Below are 16557 nucleotides of genomic sequence, written 5' to 3' on the forward strand. Positions count from 1 at the left end.
GAGCCTCAGGAACTGGTGCAGCGAATTGCCCGCTACGTTGGGATTGTTTTCGCACAGATGCTGCGCCGCAGAAATAGCTTATTCGACATAGCCGCGCTGCATCTTCCGCATAGCTGTCGCAAGGTCAGGATCCGTGCTGCGGCGCGCTGACCTCGGCCGACAGTCCCGGGGCCAGTCTCGCAGTCTGCGGCTGATCCGGGTCAATCGAGATGCGCACCGGCACGCGCTGCGCGATCTTGGTGAAGTTGCCGGTCGCATTGGAGCCCGACAGCAGGCTGAACTGCCCTGCCGTGGCAGGCGAGAACCGTTCGATATGGCCTTTGAACTCGATCTTCCCCAGAGCGTCGACGGTGAAGGTCACCAGCTCACCCATGCGCAGCCCTGCCAGCTGGGTCTCCTTGTAATTCGCGATCAGCCAGAGGTCGGAGGGCACGAGCGAAACCAGCGTGCTCCCGGCACTGACGAACTTGCCGACCCGAGCCGAAACCTGACCCAGTCGCCCATCCTGGGGCGCACGGATCACCGCATGATCTAGCGCCACCTGCGCCGCATCCAGCGACGCCTGCGCGGCATCGGTCTTCGCGGCGAGCGAGCGTTTGTTCAATTCCGCCGTCTGAACCGCTTGTTGGGCCACATCGATGGCGCTTTGCGCCTCTTGCACGCCCGCCTTCGCCTGATCGAGCGTAAGCTGCGCCTGATCGGCATCCGATTGCGAGACATAGCTTTTCTTCGTCAGCTTCGAGGCCCGATCGCGCGCGGTCTGCGCCGTGGCTTGGGCCGCTTTCGCCGAGGCCAGCGCGGCCTGTTTCGCCTCCAGCGTCGCCTTGGCCGAGTTCACCGCCTGCGCCCCGTTGGATTGCGCGGCCTTCGCCGTCTCAAGCGCGGCCTGCGCCTGTTCCACCGCCGCTTTCAGCGCGCGATCGTCCAGCCGCACCAGCACATCGCCCTTCTTGACCTCCTCGAAGTCGCTGACAGGCACCGCCGTGACTTCGGCCGCGACCTGCGCGGAGATCGGCGTGACCTTGCCCTGCAGATAAGCATTGTCGGTCCATGCGACGTCGGAGCGGAAAGGCGGAAGGCGCCATGCATAGAGCACGGTCGCGACGCCGGCGAGCGCGATCAAAAGGATCAGGGCAGAAGCAATATAGCGGCGGGTCTGGGACATAGGATCAACTCGTGGAAACAGGGGTGGAGGGCGTAAGGCGCGGGAGCGGCCAGCTTCGCTGCAATGCGACATGGGCGATCAGCCCGGCGAGCGCCGCCAGCGCGAACCAGAAGACCGCGCGGAACACATCGTCATAAGCGAGGATCGCGGCCTGCTGCTGCACCGCGGAGGCGACGGAGGACAGCGCGCCCCCGGCCCGTGCGCCCGCATCCGCGGTCTGGCCACCAAGCGAAGCAGCACTCTGCGCGAGGGTCTGGCTCAACATCGGATTGTCGGGCGAAATCTGCGGAGAAAGCTGCGCCATGTGATAGGCGGTGCGGTCGACCACCAGCGAGCGGAACAGGCCGGAGCCGATGACCCCGCCGATGGATTGCGTGGCCAGGAACAGCACGACGAAGCTCAGCAGGTAATGCGGCCCCTTCGCGAAGGCCGCCCCCAGCCCTTTCGCCATCGCGGGCGGCAGAAACAGGATGCCCGCGAAACCGATCATCGCCTGGCTGAGATACATCTGCTCGGGCCCGGTGAGCGCGGTCGATTGCGAATCGAGCCACGCCCCAGCCGCGATCAGAACCAGTGCGATGCCGTGAAACAGCGGCGCACGCGCCCCGCTATTGGTCAGCATCAGCACGCCGGTCGCGGCGAGCATCGACAGCGCGATGATCCCAAACAGCAACTGCTCCTGCCCGGGCTGAAGCCCCATGGTGCGCAGGAAGCCGACCGCGCCCGCGCTCTGCTCGGCGAGCGCGATGCGGAACACTAGAAGCGTTCCCGCCAGATGCAGGATTGGCGGGCTCAGCAGCCAGTGGAAATCAATCAGCGGATTGGGGCGCTGCATCTCGATCAGCACCGCGCCCGCGACCATCCCGATGGCCGCCACGAGCGCCACGCCCAACCATTCGGTCTGCGTCCAGTAATCTAGCGCCCCGAACATGAAGACGCTGGTGAACGCCCCGAACCCGAACGCGAGCAGGCTGAAGGAGACGAAATCGAGCGGTTTGAGCACCTTTTGCAGAGGGCGCGGCGTCAGCGGCAGCGCGAAAATCAGCGCCAGCGCCACCAGCGCCATGCCCATCTGGAAAAGGCTCACCGCGTGCCAACTGGCATTCGCGGTGAGGTCCGGCAGCAGCACCCGCGCCAGAGGCCTGCCCACCATGATCATCGTCAGAACGGCGGGGATAGCCACCTTCAGACGCTGTACAGCGGGTATGGCCTCCAGCATGTAGAGAAAGCCGAGGCTCGACAGCGGCGCGGCGGCGCAGCCACTCAGGAACGCCACGATCACTGCGGAATGCAGGTCGTCGACCCAGAGATTCAGCACCATCGCCAGCACGAAGCAGACGATCCCCACCTCGGCGAAGCGCCGCAGACCGAACTGGTCGCGGATACGGATCAGCATCAGCGGCATAGAGGCGCGCGGCGCCATGAAGGCCGCCATCACCCAATAGGTGTTGTTCGTGGTGGCGTGAAGATCGCCCGCCAGCTGCGGCAGGTTGGCCGAGACGAAACCGGTCGCGAGCGATTGCGACAGCGCCACGAAAACGGCTGCGCTGGCATAGACGACCCGCTTTGCACCGGAATGGTCGGGCTCTGGCGGAGCGGCGGGCTGCGGCGCGGCGTCCGGCTCTGCGGTCTCTGCCGCTGTGGCTTCGTCTTGCTTGACTTCACGCTCTGCGGCGGCCTCGGTTGCGGGTCGCGTCTCCGCCTCTTCAGACCGCGCGCGCTCGCGCAGCGTCCGCTCGTCCGGCGATACCGGTTCGGCGGCCGTCGGACGCGCATCCGGGCCGTTGAGATTGCGAATCTGGGAATTCATTGGCCGCGCATCCTTTCGAGATTGGCCTGCATCCGCTCCATCGTCTTGCGGGCGCGGGCGACCTCGTCGGCGTCGAGTCCTTCGTAGAGCTGCGCGCGCAGCGCCTCGACGAAAGTCTCGATCTCGGAGGCGTTCGCACGGGCGTGATCGGTCAGGAAAATCTGGCGGACGCGTTTGTCCTTGGGATCGGCGCGCCGCTCCACGAAGCCGAGCTTCTCCAGCCCGTCGAGCGTGCGGTTCAGCGTCGGCGTCTCGATTACCAGCGTTTCCGCCAGTTGCCGCTGGCTCATCCCCTCGTCGCGCGAGATCGCAAGGATGGCCTGCGCCCGCGCGAAGGTCAGCCCCATGTCCCGCGCCTGTGCGTCGAACATCGCGCGCACCGAACGCGCCGTCAGCATCATCGTGCGCGTCAACTCGGCACGGTCGCGGCGGGCGGCTTCGCTGGGCACGGATAGTTCTGCGGCACGGTCGGACATGGGGGCCTCGGGAATAAAGTTAGCCTGCTAACGTTTTTGTCCCATCCCACATATCTTCTGTGTCGCGAGGATCAACATGGGTCCCCTGCACAGGGGGCCGTGCGAAATTGCGAAACGGAGCGATCTGGCCGTGCATCCAGCGCGAGAGCTCAGGCGGCGAGCAAGCTCACAAGGCCGAGACCAGCCGCCACGAGCATCACCAGCGACAGCGTCACCGTCGCGATCACGCGCGGCCCGGCGGCTGCCACTGCCCGAGCGTCGACGCCAAGCCCCAGCGCTGCCATCGCGATCACCGTCAGGATCGACGCCCCCTGCCCCATCGGCGCCAGCGCGACTTCCGGCAACGCCCCGGCAGAGCGCAGCACGATCATCCCGAGAAACCCGAGGATGAAAAGCGGCGGCATGAGTCCACGCCGCACACGCCCTTCCGGCGCGGCAGAGCGTCCATCCGCCGGCAGGTGCGGCGCGAGAAACGACAGTACCACGGTGATCGGCCCCAGCATCAGGACCCGCACCAGCTTCACCAGCGTGCCGAGCTGGATCGCCCCGGCCCCCATCGGCGCCGCTGCAGCCAGAACTTGCGGCACCGCATAGACGGTGATCCCCGACAGGATCCCGTAACCGTTGACGCTCATTCCCGCCACATGGCCGACGACCGGCAGCAACAGAACCACCGCCACGCCGAGCACGGCGGTGAACGCGATCGCGGCACTAACATCGTCGCTGTCTGCGTCGATCACCGGGGCGACGGCGGCGATGGCGGAATTGCCGCAGATACCGTTGCCGCAGGCGATCAGCAATGCCATCCGGGCCGGCAGGCGCAAGGCCCGCCCCAGCAGATATGCGGTGGGCACCATGAGCGCGACCACGGCGACAATCCCGGCCAGCAAGCCCGGACCGACCGACAACAGCGTCTGTGCGCTCACCGAGGCGCCGAGCAGGACGATCGCGATCTCCAGCACCGTCTTGGCCGAGAAGCGGATACCGGCCTCGAAACGTGCAGGCGGGGCCCAGAGGGAGCGCACCACCGCCCCGATCAGGATCGCCAGCACCAACGGCTCCAGCCATTCCGCCCCGAACAGCGCGTGCTCTGCCATACCGCCCAACGCCGCGAGCGCGGCGACGCCGATGCTCAACCCGACCCCAGGAGCGTAAGCGCGAAGCGCGAGCTGCGGACGGGCGAAACGGCAGGGCAGGATCGAATGAAGCGGCAAGACGGTCTCCTCGGGGTCAGCACGTACCCCGTATTTGCCCGCCACAATTCATTCTTCAAACAAAATGTTTTTGTCGATATGATCGGTTAAATCGATTATTTAAAGGGACGCAGGAATGACGCCTGAACAGCTCCGCGTATTTGTCGCGGTCGCGGAAGAGCAGCACATGACCCGCGCCGCGGCGCGGCTGAACATGACGCAATCCACCGCCTCCGCCGCCATCGCGGCCCTGGAGTCGCGTCATCAGATCGCCCTGTTCGACCGGATTGGGCGGGGAATTTCTCTGACCGAGGAAGGTCGCGCCTTTCTGCCCGAGGCGCGCGCGGTGCTGGCACGGCTCGCCGAGGCGGAGGCGATGCTCGCCGAGACCCGCGGGCTCGAACGAGGGCATATCCGTCTAGTCGCCAGTCAGACCATCGCGGGCTATTGGCTGCCGCCATATCTTGCCGCCTTCCGGCAGGCGCGCCCGGGGATCGAGGTGACGCTGGAAATCGGCAATACACAGGAAGCCGCAGACCGGCTGCGCGCGGGCCTGCACGATCTCGCGCTGGTCGAAGGCGATGTCGAGGATGCGAAGCTGGAGCGCGTTCAGATCGGCGCGGATCAGCTGATATTGGTCAGTGCGGCCCCGCCGCCCGGCAAACTGGATGCGCGCGCGTTGAGCGAAGCGAACTGGGTTCTGCGCGAACCCGGCTCGGGCACGCGTTCCACCGCCGAAGCCGCCCTCGCCGACCTGGGCGTCGCGCCCGGTGCGCTCTCGGCCGCGCTGGTTTTGCCATCGAACGAGGCGGTGCTGAGCGCGGTCGAGGCGGGGGCCGGGATCACCATTCTCTCGGCCCATGTCGTCGCGCGGGCGCTGAGCCTTGGCACGGTCAGAGATTGGGAGCTGCAACTCGCCCCGCGGCCCTTCTACGCGCTACGCCACCGCGACCACCATGTCAGCCACGCCGCGGGCGATCTTCTGGCGCGGATCGATCAGTCGCAGTTGGACGACTTCAATCAGATGGAATGAACCATTTCGCGAGCTTCGCTTCGATCTCGGACGGCATAGCCGGCTTCGGGCAGACCGCGGCACCGGGGTAGCGCTCGCGCAGCTGAGAGGCCTCCGCATGTCCGGAATGGAACAGGAGCGGCACCCCCGCTTCGTGGAGCCGGTCGGCCAGTTCGTAGACCTCGCCATCGGCCAGCATCACGTCGAGGATCGCGGCACCGGGCAGACGCTCGCGGACCAAGTCCAGACCCGCGCGAACCGTGGCGCAGGGTCCCCAGACCTCCATCCCGAGATCTTCCAGCATGAATTGAAGATCAAGCGCGACGACGGCTTCATCTTCGACAAGGAGCACCTCGCTCGGTGCTTTCTCAGTCAGCGTCGCCGTCGATTTCATGTGCGAAGATAATCCTGTTGCAACGGCTTTCCGGCGTCTGACGCGTGTCGACCCGCGCCGAAATCTGGCTGGCGGAAATATCGACCAACGTCGAGCCGAAGCCCTGTTTGTTCGTGTCGAGCTGCAACGCCTCACGGTAGCGCTCGTTCCACGAAAGTATCACAGTGTCGTCGTTTTCCTTCGACCAGGTGATCTCGAGAGCGCCCTCGCGTGGCCCCAATACCCCGTATTTCGCGGCATTGGTGCTCCATTCGTGGAAAATCAACGCAAGTGCGGTCAGGTGATGCGTCGGAACGTCGACCTCCGGCCCATCGATCAGGAACTTCGAGGGATCGTCATAGGGCGCGAGGGTCGTCTCGATAACCTCGCGCAGCGGAATAGCCGCGCCGCTCGTCCGAGTGCGCGCCAGATCGTGCGAGCGCGCGAGCGCGTTGATCCGCTGACCGACGTCATCGACCAGCTCGCGCGGGCTCGAGGCGGTACGTCCCGCGATGCGCAGCATGCCCGAAACGATGGAGAACAGGTTCTTCACCCGGTGGTTCATCTCGCGCAGCATCAATTCGCGCATCTGTGCGGCCTCTTCATCGGCGGTGATATCGACGCTGAGGCCCAACAGACGGCTTTCCTTGCCTTCGCCCATCATCCGGCCAGTGGCGCGCAGGTGGCGCTTCGTCCCGGAGGGAAGGTCGAGCTCGTGGTCGACCTCCATATCGACGCCCTTTTCGCGCGCTTCGCGCACCGCCTGTTCTACGGCGTCCCGGTCATGCTCGGCCACGCGTTCGAAGAACCGCTCGAGCGGATAGGTGCCCGCAGCCTCGAGTTCGAAGAATGCGGCGACAGCCTCGTCGACCTCCACCTCGCCGCTAGGCTCGATGATCGACCAGATGCCGATCTGTGCGATTTCCAGCGCGAGTTGGAGCCGTTCGCCCTTCTGCGTGAGTTCGGTCTCGAGACGCAGCGCCTCGGTGATGTCGGTGAAGACGAGCGTCGCGCCTTCAACATTGCCGCGCGCATTCAGATAAGGCGTGGCGGCAAGCGACCAGACCTTGTCGAGCTCGGTGGATTTGACCCGGCAGGGCCGCGGCAGCTCGCCCTCGAGCACCGCATCGATCAACTCGATCATGACTTCCGGCGTGTCGAGCATGTTCTTGATGTCGCCGAGCGGTCGACCACGATCGCTGCCGCGCAGGCGGATCATCTCGCTCGCGCCGTCGGTGAAGTTGCGCAGGCGTAGCTTGCGATCAACCGTCACCAGCGCATGAAGCTTGGAATCGAAGATATTGCGCAGGTCGGCATTCGCGGTCGAAAGCTCCTCGACCTTGGTCTTCAGCTCGTCATTGACCGTCGCGAGCTCTTCGTTGGTCGATTGCAACTCCTCGTTCATCGACATCATTTCCTCGTTGGAGGATTTGAGCTCTTCGTTAGCGGTTTCCAACTCTTCGACGGTGGTGCGCAGGCGGTTGCGGGTGGCGCGCAGCTCCGCTTCCAAGACCTGCACATGGCTCTCGGAGGGCGCGATCTCGTCGAAATCGTATTCGTCGAGCGCCTCGAACGGGCCACGGTCGCGGAACACGATCAGCAGCGTGTCGTCCGAGAGCGGATCGGCGAGCACGTCGACGCGCTGCCGCCCGGTTTCCGAGATCACTTCGACGTCGCGGACGATCTTGCGCGTCCCGAGTTCAGCCGACTCGTGGATGACGGCGGAAAGCGCCTCGCGCAGCCCCGCCCGTGCGAGCGATTGCGCATAGCCCTGCCCGGTCTCGGACGGATCGATCTCGAGATACTTGCCCAGGCGCCCGGTGGCGGCGAGGATCGCTCCATCGCGATCGACATTCAGCGTCGCGGGCGCATAAAGATCGAGGATACGATTGCTGGCCAAGGTCGTGTTCCAGTCTCTGGGTCTTCTATCAGTCGTTTTTGGTCGAAGCGGAGCAAGCCGCGTATGAGGGTCGGAGCGCATAGGCAGTTCGGTCGGGTAAGGTGACCGTGGTCCAATGCTCCGGAAGATGCGCATCGCCCCGTCGATCGGCTCGAACAGCTCCTCGTGCCGCCCGATCGTCTCGGATGGGCCGAGGAAGAGAACGCCGCCCGGGTTGAGCGCGTAATGGAAGATCGGCAGCGCCCGCGCCTGCAGCTTGTCACCGAAATAGATCAGCAAGTTGCGGCAGGAGACCATGTCGAGACGCGAAAATGGCGGATCCTTGATCAGCGAATGTGGCGAGAAGCGCACCCGGTCGCGCAGCGCGACGGTGATCTGGAAATTGCCATCGCGTCCGACCGTATAGGTGTCGCGATACATTTCCGGCAGATCGAGCAGAACCGAGACCGGATAACGTCCCTCGCGTGCGATCGCGAGCATCCGTTCGTCGATATCGGTAGCGAAGATCTGGAAATCGATTTCCTTGCCGCTCGCATGGATCGCGCGATCGATGAGCATCGCCAGCGTGTAAGCCTCTTCGCCGCTCGAACAGCCGGGCACCCAGATGCGCAGCGCGCCGCCATCCTCGGCCTTCTCGACCATCGGCTTGATGGCTGCCTCGTTGAGCGCCTCGAAATGCTCGCTGTCGCGGAAGAAGCGGGTGACGTTGATCAGAAGATCGCCGAGCAGTGCCAGGGGCTCGTCTTCCTCTCGTTCGAGCCGTTCGAGATATTCGCGCGGATGAAGAATGCCCACGACCTGCATCCGGCGCTGAATCCTGCGCTCAAGCGTCGAGCGTTTATACTGCGAGAAATCATGTCCCGTCAGGCGATTCAGCGCAGAGCAGATCTCGTCCAGCGTGCCTGAAACCGGCGGCGCGGTATTGACCTGCTCGGGATCGACATTGCGGAATTCGGTGATCCGCGCGATCACGTCGGCAGGCGCGCTGACCACGTCGACCATCCCGGTCGCGACAGCCGAATTGGGCATCGAGTCGTAGCGCGCCGTGGCATCCTGCGCGATGCAGAACCCGCCGTGTTCCTTGACCGCGCGCAACCCGACCGAGCCATCCGTGCCTGTCCCCGACAGGATCACGCAGACTGCCCGACGCCCGAGATCCTGCCCCAGCGACACGAAGAAATCGTCGATCGGTCGGCGCAGACCGCGCGGCTGGGCGAATTCCGAAAGCTTCAGATGGCCGTTCTCTACCTCCAGCCCATAGCCCGGTGGGATCGTGTAGACGTGCCCAGCCTCCAGCTTGGCGCCATCTTCGGCCTGTAGCACTTCCAGCGAGGTCGACCGGCCGAGCAACTCGGCCAGCAGGGATTCGTGGTTCGGATCGAGGTGTTGGACGACGACATAGGCGCTCGGGTCGTCCGCACGCGCAGGCTCCAGCAGATCGCGAAGCGCTTCAAGCCCACCGGCGGAGGCGCCGATGCCGACAACATATAGATCCTCGGGGGTGTCGGTCACCTTATGGCCCGCCGATCCGCGCAGCGCGCGATCAAAAGGACGCGGCCCACGCGCCCTTCTCTATAGTTATCTTTGCAGTTCATCCGCAGATCGGTGTCACTGGTCTCAGAACCCTGCAATAACATTTGACATAGTGTCGAACACATAACCGTGGCCGCAGCCATTCTCAGCCCTCACGGTAGATGATCGTAGCCATGGTTGAAAGACTCTCCGACAGGACCTTGGCGGAGCCGATCATCGCCAGGCCAAACCCGCGCGAGATCGCGGCGAGATCGTCGGCATTGCGCAGCAGGCTCGAGTCATTCGCCGCAAGATCAGCCTTCACGTTCTGACGTTCGGCGGCGGAGGTCAGGTCGAACTGCGACCCGAGAATCAACCGCGTTTCGCCATCGGGTTTGCGCAACCGCGTCATGAAGACGAAATTCTGGAAAGTCTCGCCATTCGCGCGGCTGTTGGTGACGCGAAAGCGACCCGCGGAAATCTCCTCGTCGTCGATGAACTCCCGCATCGCGGCGCGTTCTTCTTCGGTCGCGGCGCCTGCCTGCAGGAAGCGGCAGTTCTGCCCCAAAACCTCATCAGCGGAATACCCGGTCAGATTGAGAAACGCCTGATTCACGTAGACAAGCGGCACGTCCTCACGATCGACTGCGGCGATGGTCAGCGCGACATTCGACTTGTCGCAATAGCTGACGAGCGTGTCCGGTAATTCGTATTCAGTATAGACGGGCATTCAGCCTCCGCATTGTTCGAGGAGACAAGATTGATCACTGCGCGGAAAAGTCCAGCGCATGAGGCGAAATATCATCTATAACGGTTTTCAGGGGAGGATGGTACCGCCTCCCCGGCTTGAACGGGGGACCTCTGGATCCACAATCCAGCGCTCTAACCAACTGAGCTAAGGCGGCACTGGCGCGGGATTTAGCCCCCTCTCGCGCGGAATGCAAGTGTCCGATGACGAGAAATTCGCACCAAGTCTTGCCTGCGCACGTCGCGGGGGTTAGGTGCATTTTCCATCCAACCTCTCAGGAGTTTTCGATGAGCATCGACAAGGAAAGCGACATCTCCGCGAATCTGCAAATCGGCCCGACCTCGCTCGGGATGGTGCGGATCTATGTCGAGGGCGAAGGCATAGAGCTGCCGCTCGATTTCGATCCCGACGAGGCGATGGAAATCGCCGAAGAACTGCAAGCCGCTGCCGAAGCCGCGCGCGAGATGAGCAAGGGCGGCAAGGGCAAAGGCAAGAAGCGCTGAGCCCGGGCGTCAGACTCCGGGCGGATTCGCGCCCGGATCGTACAGCCTCTGCAACCGCCGCGCCGCCGCGCGCGCGAAATCGAGCGTCAGCGCCTTGCGCCGCGCTGGCGCGAGCTTGGAGAGTGGCGCCTCGCGGATCATCTCGGCACCGTAGCCATCCGCGATGAACAGTCCGGTTCCCTCGGGCAGCAGATCGGTCGGGAAATCCTGGTCCACTGCCCAGAAGTAGCGGTCGCACCATTCGAGATAGCCGTCCCATTTCCGGTCCGAAGTGAAATCGGCGCGACTCGACTTGCACTCCACGATCCAGATCTCTCCTTTCCGGTCGATTGCCATCAGATCGGCGCGCAGCCGCGGGCGCAGCACCATCTCCGGCACGCTGTCGAGGCCAAGCTCGGACAGCGCCCGGGCCGTCCCGCGCGCAAGCACCTGCCCCGGCTGCAGATCGGAAAGCGGAATTTGTGTCATGCGGAAACCATGAACGAAGTATGAACAAATGTCCAGCCGCCGCTGCGGCGCGCGCTGACCCTGTAGGCAATTCCGCCCGTGCGAGGCAGTCGTCCCCATGCGTCGTTCACCTCGTTGAATTCACCCCCTTGTCGGAACGCGTTTTCGCCCCTATCTCGGGCTCTGACGGTTACTGCTCTTTCCGTGAAAGACCCTTTTCCAGTGGCCTATACCATTCCTGAGGGAGCTGGCTCTGCCGGGGTCCTGGCCTCGGTATCTGGCGCCCACCTGACTTTTCAGGTCTCCGGGAACTCTCGTCTACACGTCTGCTGCGGTTTCCGTCACTTCGCTTCCCGCCAGATAGCAAAAAGCCCCGCCGGATCGGTCGGGGCTTTTGTCGTCTTGGGACGTGGACACGTTCAGCGACGCAGCTGCATCTGCCGGCGCGACTTGGGCGTATCGACGGGCACCGGGATCGCCAGTTGCTCGGCGGCCATATCGGTGGGGATACCGTCACGCTTACCGCCGCCGGAACTGTCCTCATCCTCGGCCATGCGCATCACGGCGATCGCGAATTGCACACCGGAGAAGACGACCGTGTTGAAGACGATCAGCAGCGCCATCGCGATGTAACCGACATCCGAGGTGAAAATCAGGTGACGCAGATTGCCGACATTGAAGCCGAGAAGCAGGCCAACGAAGGCGAGCGCGATGAAGAAGCCGATGACGACGTTCTTGATGTAGAGCCGGACCAGTTCGGGCATGAAAAATCCTCCTGCTTACCTCACAATTTAGTGCATATTCCCAAGTTTCAAACGGGGAAACATGCCGTGACGGCGAGATCGGCGGGGGTTTGCCCGTGACATGGTGTCGCGAAGGGGCGGGGTGCGTTCGCTCAGAACGCGTCGGGCTGCAGCGCGCGCGCCATGTGATCGAGCACCGCGTTGACGAACTTCGGCTCTTTGCCCTCGGGGAAGAAGGCGCGCGCCACATCGACGAACTCAGTGATGACGACGCGCGGCGGCGTCGCGGGGGTGATCAGCTCGGCCCCGGCGGCGCGGAACAGGGCGCGCAGCACCGGGTCGATCCGGTCGATCGGCCATTTCGCCACGAGCGCGCGGTCGGTCGCCTGGTCAATCTTCGCCTGCCACGTCACCGCATCGTCGATCAGGCGACGGAACAGGTCGGGATTGCCCTCGGCCATCTCGGTACCGTCCTCGTCCACCGCACCGAAGCGATAGGTCTCGAACTCCCGGCGCACCTTGTCCGCGCCCTGCCCGGCCGCTTCCATCTGAAACAGCGCCTGAACCGCGTAAAGACGCGAGGCGGATTTCATCTGGCGCTTCTCCTCTTGAGTGAGCTTGCGCGGTTTCGGGGCGTCTTGGGGCGCGTCGGAGGAGGCGTCGTCGGTCATGCGTTATTCGATCCGTCAGTGTCGCCGGCGATACGGAAGGATTCGGCAGGCTTGAAGCCGATGCCCTTCGTCCGGCGCGCCCATTTGCGCGACAATGAGACAAGATGCAAGGCCGCAGCAGCCGCGCCGCCACCTTTGTTTTGATCGGCGGGATCGGCGCGCACGGCGGCCTGCTCGTAATTCTCGACCGTCAGGATACCGTTGCCGATGCAAATCCCTTCGAGCCCCATCAGCGTCAGCCCGCGCGAGCTGTCGTTGCAGACGGTCTCGTAATGGGTGGTCTCACCCCGGATTACGCAGCCAAGCGCGACGAAGCCGTCGTAATCGGCCATCCGCGCCGCCATCGCGATCGCGGTCGGAATTTCCAAGGCGCCGGGCACTTCGATCACGTCGACATGGGCGCCAGCTTCTTCGGCGGTGGCCTTCGCGCCCGCGATCAGGTTGTCCGCGATATCCTTGTAATAGGGCGCGACCACGATCAGCAGGCGCGGCGCGCTGTCGAATTTCGGCAGCTCGAGCGTGTAATGCGAAATTCCGGCCATGTCTTACTCCGTGATGGGTCGGGTGCCGACGATACGCAGGCCGTATGCGTCGATGCCTACATATTTCGTCTGCGGATTGTCGGTGAGAAGGATCAGGTCGTGAAGCCCCATGGAGGACAGGATCTGCGAGCCCAGACCGATCTGCTTGATCGTGCGCGGCCCCTGATCCTCTTCGCGCAGGAGGCGGTTCGACGGGTCGCGGAAGAGGCAGACCAGTCCGCGACCTTCGGCAGCCACGATCTCCATCGCGCGGCGCACCTCGTCGGCAGGACCGGGGCCGATGCCCAGCACATCATCGAGGATGTTGAGCGAATGGGTGCGCACCAGAACCGGCTCGGGCGTCGAGATGTCTCCCTTCACCAGAACGATGTGGTCGACGCCTTCCGCCATATCCGTGAAGACGCGCATCTCCCAGTCGCCGCCATGGCTGGAACTTACCATCTGGCGCACGCCCTCGCGCACGAGATTGTCGTGACGGCGACGATAGGCGATCAGGTCACTGATCGTGCCGATCTTCAGCCCGTGCTTCTTGCCGAAGGCGATCAGCCCTGGCAGGCGCAGCATGTGGCCGTCATCGCCCATGATCTCGCAGATCACGCCAGCGGGCTTGAGCCCGGCCAGACGGGCCACGTCCACGGCAGCCTCGGTATGGCCAGCGCGCACCAGCACACCACCGTCGCGCGCGCGCAGCGGGAAGATGTGGCCGGGCGAGGCGATATCCTGCGGCCCCTTGCTCGGATCGATCGCTACCTTGATCGTCTGCGCCCGGTCATGGGCGGAAATCCCGGTGGTGATGTTCTCGCGCGCCTCGATCGAAACGGTGAAGGCGGTCTCATGACGCATCGAATTGGCGCGCACCATCGGCGCAAGGCCCAGTTGGTCGACGCGCTCTGCAGTGAGCGGCAGGCAGATCAGCCCGCGCCCATATGTCGCCATGAAGTTCACCGCTTCGGGGGTGCACTTCTCGGCGGGGATATACAGGTCGCCCTCGTTCTCGCGATCCTCGTGATCGACGAGGATCACCATGCGCCCGGCCTTTGCCTCGGCGATGATCTCTTCGGCAGGCGAGATAGCGTGGCGCAGGCTTTCCTCGACCTCGCCGGGCACGTCATGGGTGCCGGACTTGTCGACCGGGGTGAGGGGCTTTCCGTCGGAGGTCATGCGTTCCACTCCTGCAGCCGCGCGACGTAACGCGCGAGCGTGTCGATCTCGAGATTGATCCGGTCGCCTGCCTTGGCGTGGCCCCAGTTGGTGACCTGTTTGGTGTGCGGGATGATGTTCACGCCGAACGTCGCGCCGTCGACCTCGTTCACGGTGAGCGAGGTACCGTTCAGCGCAACCGAGCCTTTCGGCGCGATGTATTTCGCGAGGGCGTCAGGCGCGCGGAAGGTAAACCGCGTACTGTCGCCCTCATCCACCATCGCCACGATCTCGGCCACGCCATCGACATGGCCCGAGACGATATGACCGCCCAGCTCGTCGCCTACTTTCAGCGCGCGTTCGAGATTGATCTTCTGCCCGACCTGCCAGCCGCCGCTCGCGTCGTTGCCGCGGCCGCCGATATTGGTCTTGGCCTGGCTCTCGGCGGAGATCTCCACGTCGAACCAGTTTTTCGGCTCGGTGCCGGTGGCGATCACGGTCAGGCAGCAGCCGTCGCAAGCGATCGACGCGCCCAGCTCGATGCTGCCCACGTCATAGCTTGTGCCGATCCGCGCGCGCAGATCGCCGCGCTGCTCCAGCTCGAGAATTTCTCCGATATCGGTCACGATCCCGGTGAACATGGCATATCCCCTCAGATTTCGGACCTTAGCTAGCCCGCAGGGCGCGCCTTCGCAAGAGATGAGCGCCCCGCCGTCCCGTCACGCTATGCGCAGCCCCGCACAGCGCCTGCCCTAAAATTGTCCAATATTTAAGGGATTACCCCACAAACTCCGTGACTTCGCGCGGATCCTGCGCAATCAGGGAGGCAGGCCAAGGACACATGACTGGATGAACCGCTTCGAAAATCGCCACTTCCTGATGCTGCAGGGGCCCCATGGTCCCTTCTTTCATCAGCTTGGCGCGATGCTGCGGCAGGCGGGGGCGACGGTTTGGCGCGTGGGGTTTAATCGCGGGGACGAAGTTTTCTGGTTCGACAGCGCCTCCTATCTGCGCTTCGACGCCCCGCCGGAGGAGTGGGTCGGTTACCTGCGCGCCCTGATCGCCGAGAAAGGCATCACCGATCTCGTGCTCTATGGCGACACCCGCCCGATCCATGCGCAGGCCGTCGAGGTCGCGAAGGCTATGGGCCTGTGCGTGCATGTCTTCGAAGAGGGCTACGTCCGCCCCTACTGGGTCACTTACGAGCGCGGCGGCTCGAACGGGCATTCCCGGCTGATGGAGATGTCGGTGACGCAGATGCGCACCGCCCTCGCACAGTCCGAAATCGAGTTTCCCGACGCGCCGCCCCGTTGGGGCGATATGCGCCACCACGTGTTCTACGGCGCGCTCTACCATTTCTTCGTGATGCTGCGCCCCGGCCCCTATCGCCGTTTCCGCCCGCATCGCGACATCACCGTGTTTCAGGAATTCCGGCTCTGGCTGCGCCGCCTGCTGCTGATGCCGCTGCATATGCTGGAGCGCAGACGCGCGACGCGGCGCATCCGGAATGGCGGCTTCCCCTATCATCTCGTACTGCTGCAGCTCGAACACGATTCCAGCTTCCGGATGCATTCGCCCTTCGCGAGCCAGACCGAGTTCATCGATCTGGTGATGGAGAATTTCGCGAAAGGCGCGCCGCCCCACCATCATCTCGTCTTCAAGGCCCATCCGCTCGAAGACGGGCGCGCGCCGATCCGCGACACGATCCGCAAGGCGGCCCGCGCGCATGGGCTGGCGTCGCGCGTGCATTTCGTGCGCGGCGGCAAGCTGGCGGGGCTGCTGGCGCAGGCGCGCTCTGCGGTCACGGTCAATTCCACCGCGGCGCAACAGGCGCTGTGGCGTGGACTGCCGCTGAAATCGCTGGGCCGAGCGATCTTCGACAAGCCGGAATTCACATCCGCCCAACCGCTCGAAGCCTTCTTCGCAAGCCCGGCCCGCCCCGACAGCCGCGCCTATCGCGACTACCGCCACTACCTGCTGGAAACGAGCCAGGTTCCGGGCGGGTTCTACTCTGCGAAAGGCCGCCGCGCCCTGCTGAGACAGGTGGTCGACATGATGCTGGCGGTCGAAGATCCCTATGATGCGCTGGTCGCGGGCAACGCGGCCCCACGGCAACAGTTGCAGGTGGTGCGATAATTTTTCTCGTTTTTTTCCCGGGGCTTCGGTAGCTTGATCACAAAATGATAAGCAGCATCCCGAACGAGGAGCTCGAGCAGTGACCATTACCCCTTCCCGCAGGGCCGTTTTGACGGGCCTTTCCGCCACTCTTTTGACTGCATCTTGTAGCCTTCCGCGCTCCGGCCCCAACAAGCGCGAACTCTT

General features: G+C 64.1%; 16 protein-coding genes and 1 tRNA gene. 3 read left to right on the forward strand and 14 right to left on the reverse strand.

Annotation, left to right across the window (positions count from 1 at the left end; all coding sequences use genetic code 11):
• Positions 1–124: 124 nt before the first annotated feature.
• The 4 genes from B6V76_RS08980 to B6V76_RS08995 form a co-directional block, all read right to left on the reverse strand.
• Positions 125–1165, reverse strand: a complete 1041-nt coding sequence (locus tag B6V76_RS08980; RefSeq protein WP_088727253.1) for an HlyD family secretion protein — start codon at positions 1163–1165, stop codon at positions 125–127.
• A 4-nt stretch (positions 1166–1169) separates the two neighbouring features.
• Positions 1170–2975 (reverse strand): MFS transporter, encoded by a 1806-nt coding sequence (locus tag B6V76_RS08985; protein ID WP_088727254.1) that lies wholly within the window; start codon positions 2973–2975, stop codon positions 1170–1172.
• Positions 2972–3451, reverse strand: a complete 480-nt coding sequence (locus B6V76_RS08990; protein WP_077701293.1) for a MarR family transcriptional regulator — start codon at positions 3449–3451, stop codon at positions 2972–2974. The genes B6V76_RS08985 and B6V76_RS08990 overlap by 4 nt, the downstream gene beginning before the upstream one ends.
• A 149-nt stretch (positions 3452–3600) precedes the next feature.
• Positions 3601–4665, reverse strand: coding sequence for a putative sulfate exporter family transporter (locus B6V76_RS08995; RefSeq protein ID WP_206184201.1), 1065 nt, complete (start codon positions 4663–4665; stop codon positions 3601–3603).
• 115 nt (positions 4666–4780) lie between these two features.
• Between B6V76_RS08995 and B6V76_RS09000 the strand changes: the two genes are divergently transcribed.
• Positions 4781–5677: a LysR substrate-binding domain-containing protein gene (locus B6V76_RS09000; RefSeq protein ID WP_075774228.1), complete on the forward strand. Its 897-nt coding sequence runs from the start codon at positions 4781–4783 to the stop codon at positions 5675–5677.
• On the opposite strand, the gene B6V76_RS09005 is transcribed toward B6V76_RS09000, so the two are convergent.
• The 4 genes from B6V76_RS09005 to B6V76_RS09020 all read right to left on the reverse strand — a co-directional run bounded on the left by B6V76_RS09005 (position 5661) and on the right by B6V76_RS09020 (position 10346).
• Positions 5661–6050, reverse strand: coding sequence for a response regulator (locus B6V76_RS09005; protein ID WP_075774227.1), 390 nt, complete (start codon positions 6048–6050; stop codon positions 5661–5663). The genes B6V76_RS09000 and B6V76_RS09005 overlap by 17 nt on opposite strands.
• Complete coding sequence (locus B6V76_RS09010) at positions 6025–9441, reverse strand: CheR family methyltransferase (protein WP_088727255.1); 3417 nt, start codon at positions 9439–9441, stop codon at positions 6025–6027. Before B6V76_RS09010 ends, B6V76_RS09005 begins: the two co-directional genes overlap by 26 nt.
• Positions 9442–9607: 166 nt before the next feature.
• Positions 9608–10171 (reverse strand): PAS domain-containing protein, encoded by a 564-nt coding sequence (locus B6V76_RS09015; RefSeq protein ID WP_088719706.1) that lies wholly within the window; start codon positions 10169–10171, stop codon positions 9608–9610.
• Positions 10172–10269: 98 nt separating this feature from the next.
• Positions 10270–10346: transfer RNA gene (locus tag B6V76_RS09020), tRNA-His, on the reverse strand.
• Positions 10347–10476: 130 nt separating this feature from the next.
• Here B6V76_RS09020 and B6V76_RS09025 point away from each other — a divergent pair.
• Positions 10477–10692, forward strand: coding sequence for a DUF6324 family protein (locus tag B6V76_RS09025; RefSeq protein ID WP_088719705.1), 216 nt, complete (start codon positions 10477–10479; stop codon positions 10690–10692).
• A gap of 9 nt (positions 10693–10701) precedes the next feature.
• Here B6V76_RS09025 and B6V76_RS09030 read toward each other — a convergent pair whose 3' ends face one another.
• From B6V76_RS09030 to B6V76_RS09055, 6 genes are all read right to left on the reverse strand, one after another.
• Positions 10702–11160 (reverse strand): MmcB family DNA repair protein, encoded by a 459-nt coding sequence (locus tag B6V76_RS09030; RefSeq protein WP_075774342.1) that lies wholly within the window; start codon positions 11158–11160, stop codon positions 10702–10704.
• Positions 11161–11558: 398 nt separating this feature from the next.
• On the reverse strand, positions 11559–11903 hold the full coding sequence (locus B6V76_RS09035; RefSeq protein ID WP_088719704.1) for a hypothetical protein: 345 nt from the start codon (positions 11901–11903) through the stop codon (positions 11559–11561).
• Positions 11904–12034: 131 nt separating this feature from the next.
• The gene (nusB, locus tag B6V76_RS09040) at positions 12035–12553 is read right to left on the reverse strand and encodes a transcription antitermination factor NusB (RefSeq protein WP_075774222.1); all 519 of its coding nucleotides are present in this window, start codon (positions 12551–12553) and stop codon (positions 12035–12037) included.
• On the reverse strand, positions 12550–13095 hold the full coding sequence (locus B6V76_RS09045; RefSeq protein WP_075774221.1) for a 6,7-dimethyl-8-ribityllumazine synthase: 546 nt from the start codon (positions 13093–13095) through the stop codon (positions 12550–12552). The genes nusB and B6V76_RS09045 overlap by 4 nt, the downstream gene beginning before the upstream one ends.
• 3 nt (positions 13096–13098) lie before the next feature.
• Entirely contained in the window at positions 13099–14256 is a 1158-nt protein-coding gene (gene ribB / locus B6V76_RS09050; RefSeq protein ID WP_075774220.1) for a 3,4-dihydroxy-2-butanone-4-phosphate synthase, read from the reverse strand.
• Positions 14253–14876, reverse strand: coding sequence for a riboflavin synthase (locus B6V76_RS09055; RefSeq protein WP_075774219.1), 624 nt, complete (start codon positions 14874–14876; stop codon positions 14253–14255). The genes ribB and B6V76_RS09055 overlap by 4 nt, the downstream gene beginning before the upstream one ends.
• A 208-nt stretch (positions 14877–15084) precedes the next feature.
• On the opposite strand from B6V76_RS09055, the gene B6V76_RS09060 reads away from it, so the two are divergent.
• A complete protein-coding gene (locus tag B6V76_RS09060; protein WP_088727256.1) occupies positions 15085–16371 on the forward strand; it encodes a capsular biosynthesis protein in 1287 nt (428 codons plus the stop codon).
• Positions 16372–16557: the final 186 nt, after the last annotated feature.

This window comes from Thioclava sp. IC9 (assembly GCF_002213225.1).
In the GTDB taxonomy this organism is placed as follows: domain Bacteria; phylum Pseudomonadota; class Alphaproteobacteria; order Rhodobacterales; family Rhodobacteraceae; genus Thioclava; species Thioclava nitratireducens.